Raw genomic sequence first — 14,955 nt, forward strand, 5'->3', positions numbered from 1 at the left:
AGACTAGCCAACAAATAATTATTCTAATCAAAGGTGTTACCTGTGGAAATTCGTCACAACTGGACTGTGGAGCAAGTCAAAGAGTTACTAGACCGACCTTTTATGGATCTCATGTTTACTGCTCAGTCAGTGCATCGCCAGTATCAGGCGCATAACCAAGTTCAAGTGAGTACTTTACTATCGATTAAAACGGGTGCCTGCCCCGAAGATTGTAAATATTGCCCGCAAAGTGCTCACTATCGTACCGATATTGATAAAGAACGCTTAATGGAAGTCGATCGTGTGTTGGACGCAGCGCAAAAAGCGAAAGCGGCAGGCTCGACTCGTTTTTGTATGGGAGCTGCGTGGAAAAACCCGAAGCAGCGCGATATGCCACATCTCACTCAAATGATTAAAGGTGTGAAAGAGTTAGGCTTAGAAAGCTGCATGACTTTGGGAATGCTCAATGCCGATCAGGCCCAAGAGTTATCGAATGCGGGGCTTGATTATTACAACCACAACCTAGATACCTCTCCTGAGTATTACGGCAACATCATTACCACCCGAACCTATCAAGATAGGCTTGATACTCTGGCGCATGTGCGAGATGCAGGGATGAAGGTGTGTTCAGGCGGCATTATCGGCATGGGTGAAAGCGATCAAGACCGCGCAGGGCTCTTGGTGGAGCTGGCAAATTTACCGGTTCAACCGGAAAGTGTGCCAATCAATATGTTGGTGAAAGTAAAAGGCACACCACTTGAACAAGCGGAAGATGTGGAATCGTTCGACTTCATAAAATTGATTGCGGCTGCAAGGATAATGATGCCACACACGGCAGTACGTTTATCCGCTGGCCGAGAAGGAATGAATGAGCAAATGCAGGCGATGTGCTTTATGGCGGGCGCCAATTCAATTTTTTACGGCTGTAAACTATTAACGACGCCGAACCCTGATGAAGACAGCGATATGCAGTTGTTTAAAAAATTAGGTATTAATAGTCAGAGCGTGAGCCAAAAACCTGATCAGATTCAAGAAAGTGAACTACTCGATAAAGTGGTAGAGCGAGTGGCAGCGCGCCCAACTGCCGACGACCTTTTCTATAACGCTGATGTTTAATGCATGAGATGTTCAACGCAAACATACTTAACACAGACATCTTTAACGCCGATATGTTGACCACGCGAATCGATATGTTTACCAAACGAATAGAGGCGGCTCTTGATGAGCGAGCCTCGGCGAATTTATCTCGCCGCTTACGACCAGTGACGATAACGGGTGCGACACAGTTGCAGTATGCAGGGCGCGAGATGATTAACTTCTCCAGCAATGATTATTTAGGCTTAGCACAAGACCTAAATCTGGCGAAGGCGTGGCAACAAGGCATTGAACGCTATGGCTGCGGCAGCGGCGCTTCGCCCATGGTGACGGGCTTTAGTTCAGCGCACCAAAGGCTGGAAGAGGATTTGTGTGATTGGCAAGGTTACGACAGAGCCATTTTGTTTAGTTCAGGGTTTTCGGCCAATCAAGCTCTGCTGTTCACCTTATTAAAGAAAGGTGACTATTTGCTGCAAGATAAACTCAACCACGCTTCCTTGATGGAAGCGGGCAGTTTATCTCTGGCGACGATGAAGCGGTTTAAACATAACGATGTGGCGCACCTATTGGCTTTGCTTCCTAACGGAAAACCCAGTTTGGTCGTGACAGAAGGGGTGTTTAGCATGGATGGTGATCAAGCGGCTTTGGCTGACATCGAATCTGTGTTGCCAAGCCACTCTTGGCTAGTGGTGGACGATGCTCATGGTGTTGGAATTCTGGGGCAACAGGGGCGCGGCAGTTGTCACGCTCAGGGAGTGAAGCCCGATATTTTAGTCGTCACGTTCGGCAAAGCTTTTGGATTGTCCGGCGCTGCGATTTTGTGTAACGCTCAGACGGGCGACTTTTTCACTCAATTCGCACGCCATCATGTCTATTCCACTGCAATGCCACCCTCGCAGGCGCACGCATTAAGTCACGCACTCAAGATGATTCAACAGCAAGAGTGGCGCAGAGACAAATTACTCGAACTTCAGGCGGCTTATCACGATACCTTGATGGATGTCAGCGGTTATGTGCGCACAAATACACCAATCAAACCGTTCCTTTTAGGCTGCGCAGAAAAAGCAATTGAGTTGGAAGCGTCTTTACGCGAGCAAGGGTTCTGGGTGTCGGCGATTCGTCCGCCGACTGTACCTGTGGGGAAGGCACGCCTTCGAATAACACTCACAGCGAGCCATACAGTTGAGCAAGTCATTGCGATGGGCAGTGTTATACGTCGAGCTATGGAGGCGAATTATGACGTTCGCTGAAGCGGTCAACCTCCCCCCAATTACAGATAAGAAAGCGATCGCGGATGCGTTTGGCCGGGCGTCATCCACTTATGATTCTCATGCTGAATTTCAGCGCCAAGTCGGGCAGCAGCTGTTGGCGCGAATGCCTGCGGATTTGAGTAATAAAACTATCCTAGATTTAGGTTGTGGAACTGGGTATTTTTCTCAGAAGTTACGTGAGCGCGGCGCTAGGGTTATTTGCGTGGATATTGCACCCGAAATGCTGTGTGCTGCCCGCCAGCGATGTGGCAACAATGGGATGCAGTACCTGTGCGCCGACGCTGAAGACTTACCGATGGAAAACCATACTGTTGATTATGTTTTTTCTAGCTTAGCGTTACAGTGGTGCGCGGATCTGTCTATTCCTTTAAAGGAAATAAAACGAGTGACCAAACAATCGGGTAGAGCGTTCTTTAGTACCTTACTTGACGGTTCACTGAGTGAATTAAAACAAGCGTGGAGCGAGGTGGATAACTTTCAGCATGTGAATGATTTTGTGAACTCAAATCAGGTAAACATTGCGTTAGCTCAAGCCCGTTGCAACCAGCATGAGTTAAATTGTGTGCCAATGACCATTTGGTATGAATCAGCGTTTGCTCTCATGAGAGATTTAAAGGGCATTGGTGCTGGACATGTTGAAGGCCGTTCTCAAGCGCTGACGGGGCGAAAAGCGTTGGTAAAGGTTGAACATGCGTATCAGGTATTTCGAACCCGCCAAGGCTTTTTGCCTGCCAGCTATCAGGTATGTATAGGGGAAATTCATTTATGAAAGGTGCATTTTTTATTGCAGGGACAGACACGGATGTCGGGAAAACGGTCGCGTCAAAAGGTATTTTGAACGCATTGGCGGAGCAAGGGGTGTCGACTATCGGTTATAAACCGGTTGCGGCAGGTTGCGACGAAACTCCTGAAGGGAGGCGTAATTCAGACGCGCTTCACTTAATGGAGGCGGCGACGCAGAATACAGCCTATGAGGATGTAAACCCATACGCGCTTATGTTGCCCGCTTCACCACATATTGCCGCCAAACACGAAGCTGTGGTGATTGAAGAACAGGTATTGAGTGAAAAACTTGCCCAACACAAACAGGGATGCGATCTTGTGCTTGTTGAAGGTGCTGGTGGGTGGCGGGTACCGGTTTCTGATGATGATTACTTGTCGACTTGGGTAAAGAAAGAGCGATTACCTGTGGTGTTGGTGGTCGGGATCAAGCTGGGCTGCTTGAATCATGCCATTTTGACTGCAGAACAGATCCGAGCGGATGGGGTGGAATTAGTCGGTTGGGTTGCTAATCGCGTCAATCCGGGTACCGAGCATTATGCAGATATTATTAAGATGCTGGAAAGCAAAATGGCAGTGCCTAAGCTGGGTGAAATTCCATATTTGCCACAGGTGAAACGTGGCAACTTAGCAAAATATATCGATGTAAAACCGCTGATGGGTTTAATGGAAAAAACTGCGGAAGTGCAGTTAGCTGAATAGCAGGCAAAAAAAGGGGCTGTAAGAACAGCCCTTAAACTCATAAGAGAATTATCGTCAAAATCATTTATCTTCAGACATGCTTAATGCAAGTTGTCTTTGGCATTCAGAGATGGTCTTTTCTACATGTTGTTCTTTAGTAATGCCCAGTTCGCGCCTTGCTTCGTCTTCTGAAAGACCTAAGTGGCAGCAAAGTAAGTCAATCGCCATTTGGTAGCTGCTTGTATCCACTTTAGTCATAGTCTTGCCCTTGTGTATCTAGTCAATAAATCCTGTCCTTAAGCAGCAATCTACTGATTTATTTCTTTTCCTCAATACGACCAAAGTCTATAAAGTTATCTAGGTCATATTATTTCGACATGAAATGTTGCAATTTCACTGCTAGCCTTGATTTTTAACGGTTGGACAATATCTGTAAAAGGTATAACCTTGACGATGATCAGTGTCAGAAATCTTTAGGCACTTTCCATTAGGAGAAAATGAATGAAAAGAATAGCGCTCTTCCTCATAGTTAACATTGCCGTTATCTTTGTGTTGGGTATTGTACTGAATATTATTTTTGCAGCGACGGGAATCCAACCGAGCAGCATACCTGGTCTATTGATATTCGCGGCGTTGTTCGGTTTTGGTGGCTCGTTTATTTCTTTAATGATGTCCAAAGGCATGGCGCTGCGTTCTGTTGGCGGCACGGTGATTGAAAACCCTCGCAATGAAACAGAGCATTGGCTGATGGAGACTGTTTCTCGCCAAGCGCAACAAGTGGGTGTGGGCATGCCAACGGTTGCGGTTTACGACTCGCCGGACATCAACGCATTTGCTACGGGTGCTAAGCGTGATGCGTCTTTAGTTGCAGTTTCCACTGGTTTACTGCACAACATGACTCGCGATGAAGCAGAAGCCGTCCTTGCGCATGAGATGAGTCACATTGCTAACGGCGATATGGTCACGATGACCTTGCTACAAGGTGTGGTGAACACTTTCGTTATTTTCTTATCTCGCTTTATTGCCAATATGGTGGCATCGAATGATGACGAAGAAGGCCAAGGCAGCAGCATGATGGTGTACTTTGCGGTTTCGATAGTGTTAGAACTAGTGTTTGGTTTCTTGGCGAGCTTTATCACAATGTGGTACAGCCGTCGTCGTGAGTTCTACGCAGATGCAGGCTCAGCGAATTTGGTTGGTAAACACAAAATGATCGCAGCTCTTGAACGTTTGAAAATGAGCCACGAGCCAGAGCTGGAAGGTTCAATGATGGCTTTCGGTATTAATGGTAAGAAAAGTATCACTGAGCTTCTTATGAGCCACCCGCCACTCGATAAACGTATTGAAGCACTACGCAACTTGTAGTATTCAGCGAAATAGACAAAGGCTTGGTGTAATAACCAAGCTTTTTTATTGCCTACTGTAGCCTAACTCCAAAAGCGTAGATTTAAGCATTAAAAAAGCCCGCGAGTGCGGGCTTTAAACAATGTGCAAATATCGTTGAAGATACTATTACAGCTTGTCGGTTAGCTCGATTGCTTGGCCGATGTAGTTAGCTGGCGTCATTTCTTTCAGGCGAGCTTTTTCTGCTTCAGGAAGCTCTAGGCCATCGATGAAGTTGCGCATAGCTTCACCGTCAACTCGTTTACCACGAGTGAGCTCTTTTAGCTTCTCGTATGGCTTTTCAATGCCGTAGCGACGCATTACGGTTTGTACTGGCTCAGCCAATACTTCCCAGTTTTTGTCCAGTTCAGCTAGCAGGGCTTCACGGTTAACTTCAAGTTTGCTGATACCTTTCAGCGTTGAAGTGTAAGCAATCACTGCATAGCCAACACCCACACCTAGGTTACGTAGAACCGTAGAGTCAGTCAGGTCACGTTGCCATCTTGAAATAGGTAGCTTTTGAGCTAAGTGGCCAAATACTGCGTTAGCTAGACCCAAGTTGCCTTCTGAGTTTTCGAAGTCAATCGGGTTAACTTTATGCGGCATGGTTGAAGAACCGATTTCGCCAGCGATCGTTCTTTGCTTGAAGTGGCCTAGCGCGATATAGCCCCAAACGTCACGATCGAAATCGATTAGGATAGTGTTGAAACGGGCAATGGCATCGAACAATTCAGCAATGTAATCGTGCGGCTCAATCTGAGTTGTGTACGGGTTCCAAGTTACGCCGAGTGACTCAGTGACAAACTCTTCGCTGAATCTGTGCCAATCTAGCTCTGGGTAAGCAGAAAGGTGTGCGTTATAGTTGCCGACTGCACCGTTGATTTTCGCTAAAATCTCAACGTTCGCGATTTGCTTGTATTGACGTTCCATACGGTATGCAACGTTCGCCATCTCTTTACCCATAGTGGAAGGAGAGGCTGGTTGACCGTGGGTACGTGAAAGTAGCGGGATGTCACGGTACTCTACAGAAAGCTTAGTAATCGCGTCAATGATGTTGCGGATTTCAGGAAGAATCACAGTTTCACGCGCTTCTTTAAGCATTAGAGCGTGAGACGTGTTGTTGATATCTTCAGAAGTACACGCGAAGTGGATGAACTCGTTTACAGCATCAAGTTCAGGCATCGCAGCTACTTTTTCTTTTAAAAAGTATTCAACAGCTTTTACGTCGTGGTTGGTTGTACGTTCAATCTCTTTGATACGTGCCGCATCGCTTTCGCTGAAGTTGGCTGCGATATCATCTAGGTACTGGTTTGCTTCAGCGCTGAAAGCAGGGACTTCTTTCACGCCTTCAGTCGATGAGAGCTTCTGTAACCAACGGACTTCAACGATAGTGCGGTACTTTAGGAGGCCATACTCACTAAAGATATCTCTTAACGCAATCGTTTTACTACCGTATCGACCGTCTACCGGTGAAACAGCAGTCAAGGCTGACAGTTCCATGTTGTTCTCCTGAATATTAAATGAAATTGAGAATAAATCTTGGGGTTAGGAATATCGGCTCAGCAGGTTAGTGGCCTGCTCAAGCAATGCTTTTCGATTAAATACTAGGTGGCGACGTTTGCCACCAACTTGTCGCCACAAGACCGCGCTGCGGATACCAGATAGCAGTAATGCGCGTACCTTGTGTTGATTGCTGGTTTGTTGCAGAACGTCTGGTGTGCCAGTAATTTGGATGCGTGGGCCGATTGGGCTGATCACATCTAGGTATACGCTGGCGAGGTTGCTGACCATTTGATCTTCGAGTAGCTCGTAGTGAAGAGACTGGCGCTCAAGCATGCTAATTCGATCTCCCAGTTGCGACATCGCATCACGGCGGCTATTAAGCTTGCGTTCTAAAGCAAGGAGGCCAAGGATATATCGAGTGATGTCGCTGCTAGAGGGAGTGCTGTTGAGCAATTGGATCGATGTTTCGAGGCCAACCTTAAGATCGGCCTCAGTGCCATACACAGCGAGGGTGCTGCTTGGGTTAGTATTTAATATTGCTTTGAGTGAAGTTTCTAACGCATGCGAATCACAGTGACCATTCTTGGCGACTTCTTGCACCAGTGCGACTGCTTGGCATAGGCCAGCAAAGGCAACAGTACGGTCATAAGTTGTGTTAGCCACGTATTCATACTCCTCTATTCGATCATGTTAGATACGTTGTTCTATGATACCGCCGCCGAGGCAAACCTCGCCTTGGTAAAAGACCGCGGATTGTCCTGGTGTCACAGCGACTTGTGGTTCATTGAACATCACTTTTATTGTCTTATCATCAACTGGCGTGATGGTGCATTCGATATCTTGCTGGCGGTAGCGGGTCTTAACTGTGCATTTAACGGGCTCAGTTAACGTTTCACGTGATACCCAATGCAACTGAGAGGCTATTAGGCCGCTTGATTTGAGTAGTGGATGCTCACCACCTTGTACCGCGATTAACACGTTTCGTTCGAGATCTTTCTCAGCAACATACCAAGGTTCTTCAAGGCCACCGCCGCCTTTTTGTCCACCGATGTGTAAGCCCTTACGCTGACCAAGCGTATGGTACATCAATCCTTGGTGCTCACCAATGATATTACCTTCAGGCGTTTCAATTTTACCGGGTTGAGCGGGTAAATAGCGCGACAAAAATTCGGTAAACTTGCGTTCGCCAATAAAGCAAATACCGGTTGAATCTTTTTTCTTCGCTGTAATCAAGCCTTGCTCTTCTGCGATGGAGCGAACTTCTGATTTTTCCAGTTCGCCCACAGGGAAAAGGCTGCGAGCAACTTGATCGTGGCTTAAAGTATAGAGGAAATAACTTTGGTCTTTATTACTATCTTTACCGCGCAGCATTTGCGCAGGTTGGCCTTGCTCAGTAAATGTTCTGCGAACATAGTGGCCCATAGCAATATAGTCTGCGTCAAGGATTTCGTCAGCAAACTCAAGGAATGCTTTAAATTTGATTTCTTTGTTGCACAAGATATCTGGATTTGGTGTGCGGCCAGCTTTGTATTCCTCAAGGAAATATTCGAATACATTGTCCCAATACTCAGCGGCGAAGTTCACTGTGTGTAATTCGATGCCAAGTTTGTCGCAGACGGCTTGCGCATCGGCTAAGTCTTCTGCCGCAGTGCAATACTCTTCGCCATCATCTTCTTCCCAGTTTTTCATAAACAAGCCTTCCACTTGATAGCCTTGTTGCTGGAGAAGATAAGCTGATACAGAGGAGTCGACCCCCCCTGACATTCCGACGATGACTTTCTTTTGACTGTTATCCGACATCACACAAATACCACGAAAATAAACTGGACGCAGATTCTAACAGAAAGCCTTGCAAGGGGACAGATCCCAGATTTAAATCACGGTGATTATTTCTTATCGATAGGTGAGGCGGTGAGGTGAGCAATGCAGCTTAATAGGATCGGTTTTATATGAGTGTTCTGTTTTATATGATCTTTGTTGCGATTTACAAATAATTGCCCCTAGTAAGGTTTAATCGATTGCTGACTGAAGGATGTCGCGGTAGAATCGCCGTCCTTTTTCACCGCCACTTAGAATTGAATATTAGGTTATGAAGTTTCCTGGTCAACGTAAATCCAAGCATTATTTCCCCGTCGATGCACGCGATCCTTTAGTTACGCAAGCGCAAGACAATAAACATATGTCTCATACGCATATTATCGGTATTGATCAGACTTTGGTCGATATTGAAGCCCAAGTAACAACAGAATTAATTGATAAGTATCAATTAAGTAAAGGTCACTCGTTAGTTATCGATGATAAAACTGCGGAAGCGCTTTACAATGAATTGACAGAGCGAGACTTGATCACAAATGAGTTTGCTGGTGGGACTATCGGTAATACACTGCACAATTACTCTGTACTGGCTGATGATAAATCAACTTTGCTAGGAGTGATGAGCCAAGATATTAAAATTGGCAGCTATGGTTATCGCTATTTGTGTAACACTTCAAGCCGCATGGATTTGAATTACCTTCAAGGGGTAGACGGTCCAATTGGACGTTGTTTTACCCTAATCACAGAAGACGGTGAAAGAACCTTTGCTATTAGTGAAGGGAAAATGAATCAGCTTGCACCAGAGAGCATTCAAGAATCTATATTTGAAACTGCTTCTGCTTTGGTATTAAGTGCCTATCTTGTGCGTTGTAAAGATGGCGACCCGATGCCTGATGCCACGATGAAGGCAATCGAATTTGCGAAGAAATACGATGTTCCTGTGGTATTAACTTTGGGAACCAAATTCGTTATTCAAAATGACCCTCAGTACTGGCAAAAGTTTTTGCATGACCATGTCACTGTCGTGGCGATGAACGAAGAAGAAGCGCAAGCTCTAACGGGGGAATCGGATCCATTAGCGGGTGCAAATAAAACCTTAGATTGGGTTGATTTAGTATTGTGCACAGCGGGCCCGATAGGCCTGTTTATGGCTGGTTATACCGATGAGGCAGCGAAGCGTCAAACATCGTTGCCTTTATTGCCAGGTGCGGTGCCAGAATTTAATCGTTTTGAATTTAGTCGCCCAGCTTTGCGTGCGTTATGTGATGAGCCTATCCGAGTTTATTCACACATTGCTCCATACATGGGTGGGCCAGAGAAAATTAAGAATACGAATGGTGCGGGTGACGCGGCGTTATCGGCCGTTTTGCATGACATCTCAGCTAACCGTTATCATAAAGATAATGTGCCAAATTCGAGCAAGCATAATTACCCATTCTTGACCTACTCTTCATTTTCTCAAGTGTGTAAATATGCAAACCGAGCAAGTTATGAAGTATTAGCTCAGCACTCTCCACGTTTATCTCGTGGTTTGCCTGAGAGAGAAGATAGCTTGGAAGAAGCATACTGGGAACGTTAATGTTTATACTAGAGTTAATGATTTTCATTGACTCCAGTATAGCTTAAATAAAAAAAGCTCCTTTACGGAGCTTTTTTTATTGGAGAAGATTCATTAAATAGCGAAATCTTCTAATTTTTTACCAGCGTCAAGTTGCTCTTGAATCGCTGAAGGCGTGCGGCCTTGACCAGTCCATGTTTTTTCTTCACCAGAAGTGTCAACATATTTATATTTTGCTGGACGAGGAGCACGCTTGCTCTTAGTTTTGCTTTTTGTTTTGCTTTCACCAGATAGCGCATCGATTAACGCTTGAACGTCGATGCCATCTTGTGCAATTTGACTAGCGATAGCAGCTAACTTTTGATCTTGTTCTGCTTGGGCTGCGCGCTCTTCGGCTTCCGCTGCTTGACGCTCTTCAACTACGAGCATTAGCTTTTCTAGTGCTTCTTCAAGTTGCTCTAGAGTTAATTCGCGAGAGAATGCACGTAGGCTGCGAATATTTAATAGGGTTTTGGTTAATTCTGACATTATGGTTCCTATGAATTAAATCAAGACAATTTTAATAATACTAAACCCCAAATAGCCGGAAGACAATAATATAGTTAAAAATAATTACTATTTTTTAAAATTATCGCTATATATTCTTTAAAGTTAATCTTAGTGTCTGAATAGTAGGCAGCTATATGATAATCAATAGGAACACTGGTGCTTAGTCTACCGCTTGATTTGGCATGGTGTCGTAACAGTCGTAACAGTCGTAACAGTCGTAACAGTCGTAACAGTCGTAACAAAAGTGAGAGGGCCGTTTTTATTGTGATTCTGTCACACATAAATTTACAAATACAAGGAGAGTGGGTGATGGTTCCTTTCTAACTTCAATTCTCTATAGTCACGCATCTACCTTCAATTAGTTCGAATTGGTCGTTCTCTACTTATATCTTGAATTTTGTGCAAGCTTGACTATATTTGCATCGCTAAATGTCCGGTTAAGCAGATTCACGCTGTGGTTTATTCGGTTTTTGTCATTTTCATCACTTTTACTAATCTCTAAAATGCCGACTAAGCTCGCCAACTTGGTTTCTATTTCAAATATTTAACATTAATCATAATAAATATTAATAATAAACATGGATGCGGCTTGTTGGCATTTCCTTATCGTGCGGTTTACAAGGCGGAATGTGCGTATACGAGAGCGTACGTCATTCACGCCTGATTTCAGATAATAACTGTGACAGGCAATACTAAGGAGCGACAACACTTCAAATATTTCCGTGTTTCTAAGTCTTGGCTCGTATGCTAAAAGAATCACTTTAAGCACAATTGAGCAGAGTTTATATACTCTCTAATTTTTTTCAGGAAACGGTTGCAATCTCACACGGCCTTAGGTTAGTGTCTAAGTGTATCAGCGAACTAACACAGATAAATAACTATGCGCTCTATCAATATGAACATTCATCACCATCATCTTCTCTAGTCTTTCGGGAAGGCGAGCGCGTACCCGGGAGACCAAACTCCCGGCGGTGAATTCAGTAAATCGATTCGAACCCTCGGGAGCTAAAGCTTCCGAGGGTTTTTTGTTTATGTAGTCTGCTCAATCGTCATTATGGAAATTTATAATTAGGAATATAGTCATGACAGCACAACGTTTAAGAATTGCGGTACAAAAAAAAGGACGTCTGAGCCAAGACAGTATTGAGTTACTAAAAAAGTGTGGCGTGAAATTCAACATAATGGGCGAGCGCTTGGTCGTTCATTCTTTGAATATGCCGATTGATTTATTATTGGTTCGTGATGACGATATTCCCGGATTAATTATGGATGGTGTCGTCGATCTCGGGTTTATTGGCGAGAATGAGCTCGAAGAAGTTCGACTAGAACGCTGCGCGATGAGCGAGCCTAATGAGTTTGTCACCTTAAGGCGGATGGATTACGGTACTTGCAGACTATCGTTGGCGGTCAATAAAGACGAACAATACAGCGGCCCTGACGATCTTGCTGGGAAACGGATAGCAACGACGTACCCACGTTTAGTTAAGTCTTATATGGATAAACGTGGCATTGAATACAGCACCTGTATGTTAACAGGGTCTGTGGAAGTGGCTCCGCGAGCTGGGCTTTCTGATGCAATTGCTGATCTTGTCTCTACTGGCGCGACGCTGGAAGCCAATGGATTAAAGGAAGCCGAAGTCATTTTTGAATCGAAAGCGACGCTTATTCAACGTATTGGCGAGTTTGAGCCAGAGAAAAGTGCTCTCATTGATAAGCTTCTCACTCGAATGCAAGGTGTCCAGCAAGCAAAAGAATCGAAATACATAATGTTGCACGCGCCTGCCGAAGTACTCGACCAAGTAACGGCATTGCTTCCCGGAGCGGAAGATCCGACCGTGTTACCTTTGGCCTCCGATCAAGGCAAAGTTGCTGTACATCTTGTTAGCACAGAGAACTTGTTCTGGGAGACTATGGAGCAGCTAAAGGCACTTGGTGCTAGCTCTATTCTGGTTTTACCAATAGAAAAGATGATGGGATGACGATAATGCGAACGCAAAATTGGGCAGCATTATCTGCTGCGGAGCAACAACAAGTATTACAGCGTCCTGCCATATCATCGAGTGAAAGCATTGCCTCAGTAGTGGATGAGGTTGTACAAAGTGTTCGCGTGGACGGGGATAGCGCTCTTAAGGCATGGAGTGAAAAATTTGACTCGGTCACGTTAGACGCCTTTTTAGTCTCTACGCAAGATGTAGATGCTGCTGCCGAGAGATTGCCCGAGGATATACGAGCAGCATTGCAGCAAGCCTATGATAATATTTCTAAATTTCATCAAGCTCAGGAGGCTCCTACTATCCGCGTCGAAACCCAGCCGGGGGTGGTTTGCGAGCAAATCACTCGACCGATAAACAATGTCGGCTTTTATATCCCCGGAGGAAGCGCGCCTTTGCCTTCCACTGTGTTGATGCTGGGGGTTCCTGCTCAGGTAGCAGGATGCCGCCGAACTATTCTTTGCTCGCCGCCCCCTATCGCTGACGAGATTTTGTATGTCGCTAAGTTGTGTCAAATCGATGAGGTTTATCAAGTTGGCGGAGCGCAGGCGATTGCCGCAATGGCATTTGGCACGGAAAGTATCAGTAAAGTCGATAAAATCTATGGTCCGGGAAATGCCTATGTGACGGAGGCAAAGCGCCAAGCCAGCCAAGCAGTTAATGGCGCGGCTATTGATATGCCCGCTGGTCCGTCTGAAGTTTTAGTGATTGCTGATGACAAAGCCGATCCAGAATTTATTGCATCTGACTTGTTAAGCCAAGCAGAACATGGACCTGATTCACAAGTCATCTTAGTGACTCCCTCGGATAGTTTGGCCAGTCAGGTAGCCGCCGCGATTGATATTCAATTAAAAGACTTGCCACGTTCGGAAATTGCCGAACAAGCGTTGTCAGCCAGTACCACGATTTTAGTGGAATCTCTTGAGCAGGCCGTGCTCGTATCTAACCTCTATGCACCTGAGCACTTGATTGTTCAAACAGAGTGCCCTAGAGAATTATTGCCGCAATTAGAACATGCAGGCTCGATTTTTTTAGGGGCATGGTCACCAGAATCGGTTGGCGATTATGCGTCAGGTACCAATCATGTTTTGCCTACTTATGGGTATACTCGAACTTTCTCTAGTTTAGGCTTGGCGGATTTTTCGAAACGAATGACAGTACAAGAACTAACGCCTGAAGGGTTATTGAATCTCGCACCTACCGTGGAAAAAATTGCCCAAGCCGAAGGGCTAGAAGCGCATAAACGCGCGGTGACGATACGTGTTGAACAGTTGCAAAAGGATTAACTCAAGTGGAAAAACTAATCAGAAAGCAAATCCGAGATTTAGAACCTTACATGTCTGCTCGGCGCATTGGTGGTGATGGCGACGTGTGGCTAAATGCCAATGAGTCACCATTTGATAACGATTATAATATGACCTTTTCAGGGCTAAATCGGTACCCTGAATGCCAACCGGAAGAGCTCCTTGCGGCGTATGCCAATTATGCTGGGGTAACTAGCGATCAAGTGCTCACAATGAGAGGGGCTGATGAAGGTATTGAACTGCTTGTGCGAACGTTTTGCGAGCCAAATGTGGATGGCATTCTGTTCTGTCCGCCGACATATGGTATGTATCGCATCACTGCCGAAACGGCGGGCGTAAGCCGGACGGAAGTGCCGCTAACACCAGACTGGCAGCTTGATTTAAAGGCGATTGAAGCCAATTTAGCGGGAAATAAGCTTGTTTTTGTGTGCAGTCCAAACAACCCGACTGGGAACGTGATGGCTCGCCAAGATATTGAGAGTCTACTTAAGATGACCCAAGGCAGGGCGGTTGTGGTGATTGATGAAGCGTACATCGATTTCTGCCCAGAGGTTTCCTCCGTTGAGTTGCTTTCACGCTATGAAAACTTAGTTATTTTGCGCACATTGTCCAAAGCATTTGCTTTAGCAGGACTTCGCTGCGGTTTTGCGTTGGCCAATACCCCTTTAATTAAGGCGTTCAAGAAAGTGATCGCTCCGTATCCTGTTCCTCTACCAGTATGCAATATTGCGTTGCAGGCACTGTCTCCAGCTGGCTTGGCAAGGATGAAATACCAAATTTTGGATCTCAATGCGAATCGAGCGTACCTCCATGTTGGTTTAGCAATGATCCCGAATGTGAAAGTCCATGATGGCTGGGGCAATTATCTTCTGGCGCAGTTCCCTGACAGTGCAGCTTTGTTTCAAGCCTCGTGGGACAGCGGAGTGATTCTGCGTCAATCTCCCGTGGATGATGGAATACGAATCAGCGTCGGTAACCGACAAGAATGTGAAAGTGTATTGAGCTTTATTCGCGACTTTTATTGTTAACGCTTTTGTTTCAGCCGT

The 14,955-nt window shown here is 45.5% G+C and carries 14 protein-coding genes and 1 other annotated feature; of the genes, 9 read left to right on the plus strand and 5 right to left on the minus strand.

What is annotated here, in order from left to right; genetic code table 11:
• The first annotated feature begins 42 nt into the window (after nucleotides 1-42).
• The 4 genes from bioB (at nucleotide 43) to bioD (ending at nucleotide 3,827) form a co-directional block, all read left to right on the plus strand.
• Complete coding sequence (bioB, locus tag L4C34_RS01940) at nucleotides 43-1,095, plus strand: biotin synthase BioB (RefSeq protein WP_428787649.1); 1,053 nt, start codon at nucleotides 43-45, stop codon at nucleotides 1,093-1,095.
• A gap of 74 nt (nucleotides 1,096-1,169) precedes the next feature.
• A complete protein-coding gene (locus tag L4C34_RS01945; RefSeq protein ID WP_428787776.1) occupies nucleotides 1,170-2,324 on the plus strand; it encodes an 8-amino-7-oxononanoate synthase in 1,155 nt (384 codons plus the stop codon).
• Nucleotides 2,311-3,114, plus strand: coding sequence for a malonyl-ACP O-methyltransferase BioC (gene bioC / locus L4C34_RS01950; RefSeq protein WP_428787650.1), 804 nt, complete (start codon nucleotides 2,311-2,313; stop codon nucleotides 3,112-3,114). Before L4C34_RS01945 ends, bioC begins: the two co-directional genes overlap by 14 nt.
• Nucleotides 3,090-3,827, plus strand: coding sequence for a dethiobiotin synthase (bioD, locus tag L4C34_RS01955; RefSeq protein ID WP_428787651.1), 738 nt, complete (start codon nucleotides 3,090-3,092; stop codon nucleotides 3,825-3,827). The genes bioC and bioD overlap by 25 nt, the downstream gene beginning before the upstream one ends.
• A gap of 60 nt (nucleotides 3,828-3,887) precedes the next feature.
• On the opposite strand, the gene L4C34_RS01960 is transcribed toward bioD, so the two are convergent.
• Nucleotides 3,888-4,064, minus strand: coding sequence for a hypothetical protein (locus tag L4C34_RS01960; RefSeq protein WP_428787652.1), 177 nt, complete (start codon nucleotides 4,062-4,064; stop codon nucleotides 3,888-3,890).
• A gap of 243 nt (nucleotides 4,065-4,307) precedes the next feature.
• Here L4C34_RS01960 and htpX point away from each other — a divergent pair, with 243 nt between their 5' ends.
• Nucleotides 4,308-5,171, plus strand: coding sequence for a protease HtpX (gene htpX / locus L4C34_RS01965; RefSeq protein WP_428787653.1), 864 nt, complete (start codon nucleotides 4,308-4,310; stop codon nucleotides 5,169-5,171).
• Nucleotides 5,172-5,318: 147 nt separating this feature from the next.
• Here htpX and purB read toward each other — a convergent pair whose 3' ends face one another.
• Genes purB through mnmA form a run of 3 tightly spaced genes read right to left on the minus strand, consistent with a single transcriptional unit; the run spans nucleotide 5,319 to nucleotide 8,492 of the window.
• The gene (gene purB / locus L4C34_RS01970) at nucleotides 5,319-6,689 is read right to left on the minus strand and encodes an adenylosuccinate lyase (protein ID WP_428787654.1); all 1,371 of its coding nucleotides are present in this window, start codon (nucleotides 6,687-6,689) and stop codon (nucleotides 5,319-5,321) included.
• Nucleotides 6,690-6,734: 45 nt separating this feature from the next.
• Nucleotides 6,735-7,355 carry a high frequency lysogenization protein HflD gene (hflD, locus tag L4C34_RS01975; protein ID WP_428787655.1) on the minus strand — a complete coding sequence of 207 codons (621 nt, stop codon included), beginning with the start codon at nucleotides 7,353-7,355 and terminating at the stop codon, nucleotides 6,735-6,737.
• A gap of 27 nt (nucleotides 7,356-7,382) precedes the next feature.
• Nucleotides 7,383-8,492 (minus strand): tRNA 2-thiouridine(34) synthase MnmA, encoded by a 1,110-nt coding sequence (gene mnmA / locus L4C34_RS01980; RefSeq protein ID WP_428787656.1) that lies wholly within the window; start codon nucleotides 8,490-8,492, stop codon nucleotides 7,383-7,385.
• A 289-nt stretch (nucleotides 8,493-8,781) separates the two neighbouring features.
• Here mnmA and L4C34_RS01985 point away from each other — a divergent pair, with 289 nt between their 5' ends.
• Nucleotides 8,782-10,086, plus strand: a complete 1,305-nt coding sequence (locus L4C34_RS01985; protein WP_428787657.1) for an inosine/guanosine kinase — start codon at nucleotides 8,782-8,784, stop codon at nucleotides 10,084-10,086.
• A 93-nt stretch (nucleotides 10,087-10,179) separates the two neighbouring features.
• On the opposite strand, the gene L4C34_RS01990 is transcribed toward L4C34_RS01985, so the two are convergent.
• On the minus strand, nucleotides 10,180-10,593 hold the full coding sequence (locus tag L4C34_RS01990) for an H-NS family histone-like protein (protein ID WP_428787658.1): 414 nt from the start codon (nucleotides 10,591-10,593) through the stop codon (nucleotides 10,180-10,182).
• 921 nt (nucleotides 10,594-11,514) lie between these two features.
• Nucleotides 11,515-11,644, plus strand: a sequence feature (His leader region).
• A gap of 52 nt (nucleotides 11,645-11,696) precedes the next feature.
• Between L4C34_RS01990 and hisG the strand changes: the two genes are divergently transcribed.
• Genes hisG through hisC form a run of 3 tightly spaced genes read left to right on the plus strand, consistent with a single transcriptional unit; the run spans nucleotide 11,697 to nucleotide 14,937 of the window.
• Nucleotides 11,697-12,593: an ATP phosphoribosyltransferase gene (gene hisG / locus L4C34_RS01995; protein WP_428787659.1), complete on the plus strand. Its 897-nt coding sequence runs from the start codon at nucleotides 11,697-11,699 to the stop codon at nucleotides 12,591-12,593.
• Nucleotides 12,594-12,598: 5 nt separating this feature from the next.
• Nucleotides 12,599-13,891 carry a histidinol dehydrogenase gene (gene hisD / locus L4C34_RS02000; protein WP_428787660.1) on the plus strand — a complete coding sequence of 431 codons (1,293 nt, stop codon included), beginning with the start codon at nucleotides 12,599-12,601 and terminating at the stop codon, nucleotides 13,889-13,891.
• 5 nt (nucleotides 13,892-13,896) lie between these two features.
• A complete protein-coding gene (gene hisC / locus L4C34_RS02005; protein WP_428787661.1) occupies nucleotides 13,897-14,937 on the plus strand; it encodes a histidinol-phosphate transaminase in 1,041 nt (346 codons plus the stop codon).
• The last annotated feature ends 18 nt before the right edge of the window (nucleotides 14,938-14,955 follow it).

Source organism: Vibrio profundum, assembly GCF_050337555.1.
Classification (GTDB): domain Bacteria; phylum Pseudomonadota; class Gammaproteobacteria; order Enterobacterales; family Vibrionaceae; genus Vibrio; species Vibrio profundum.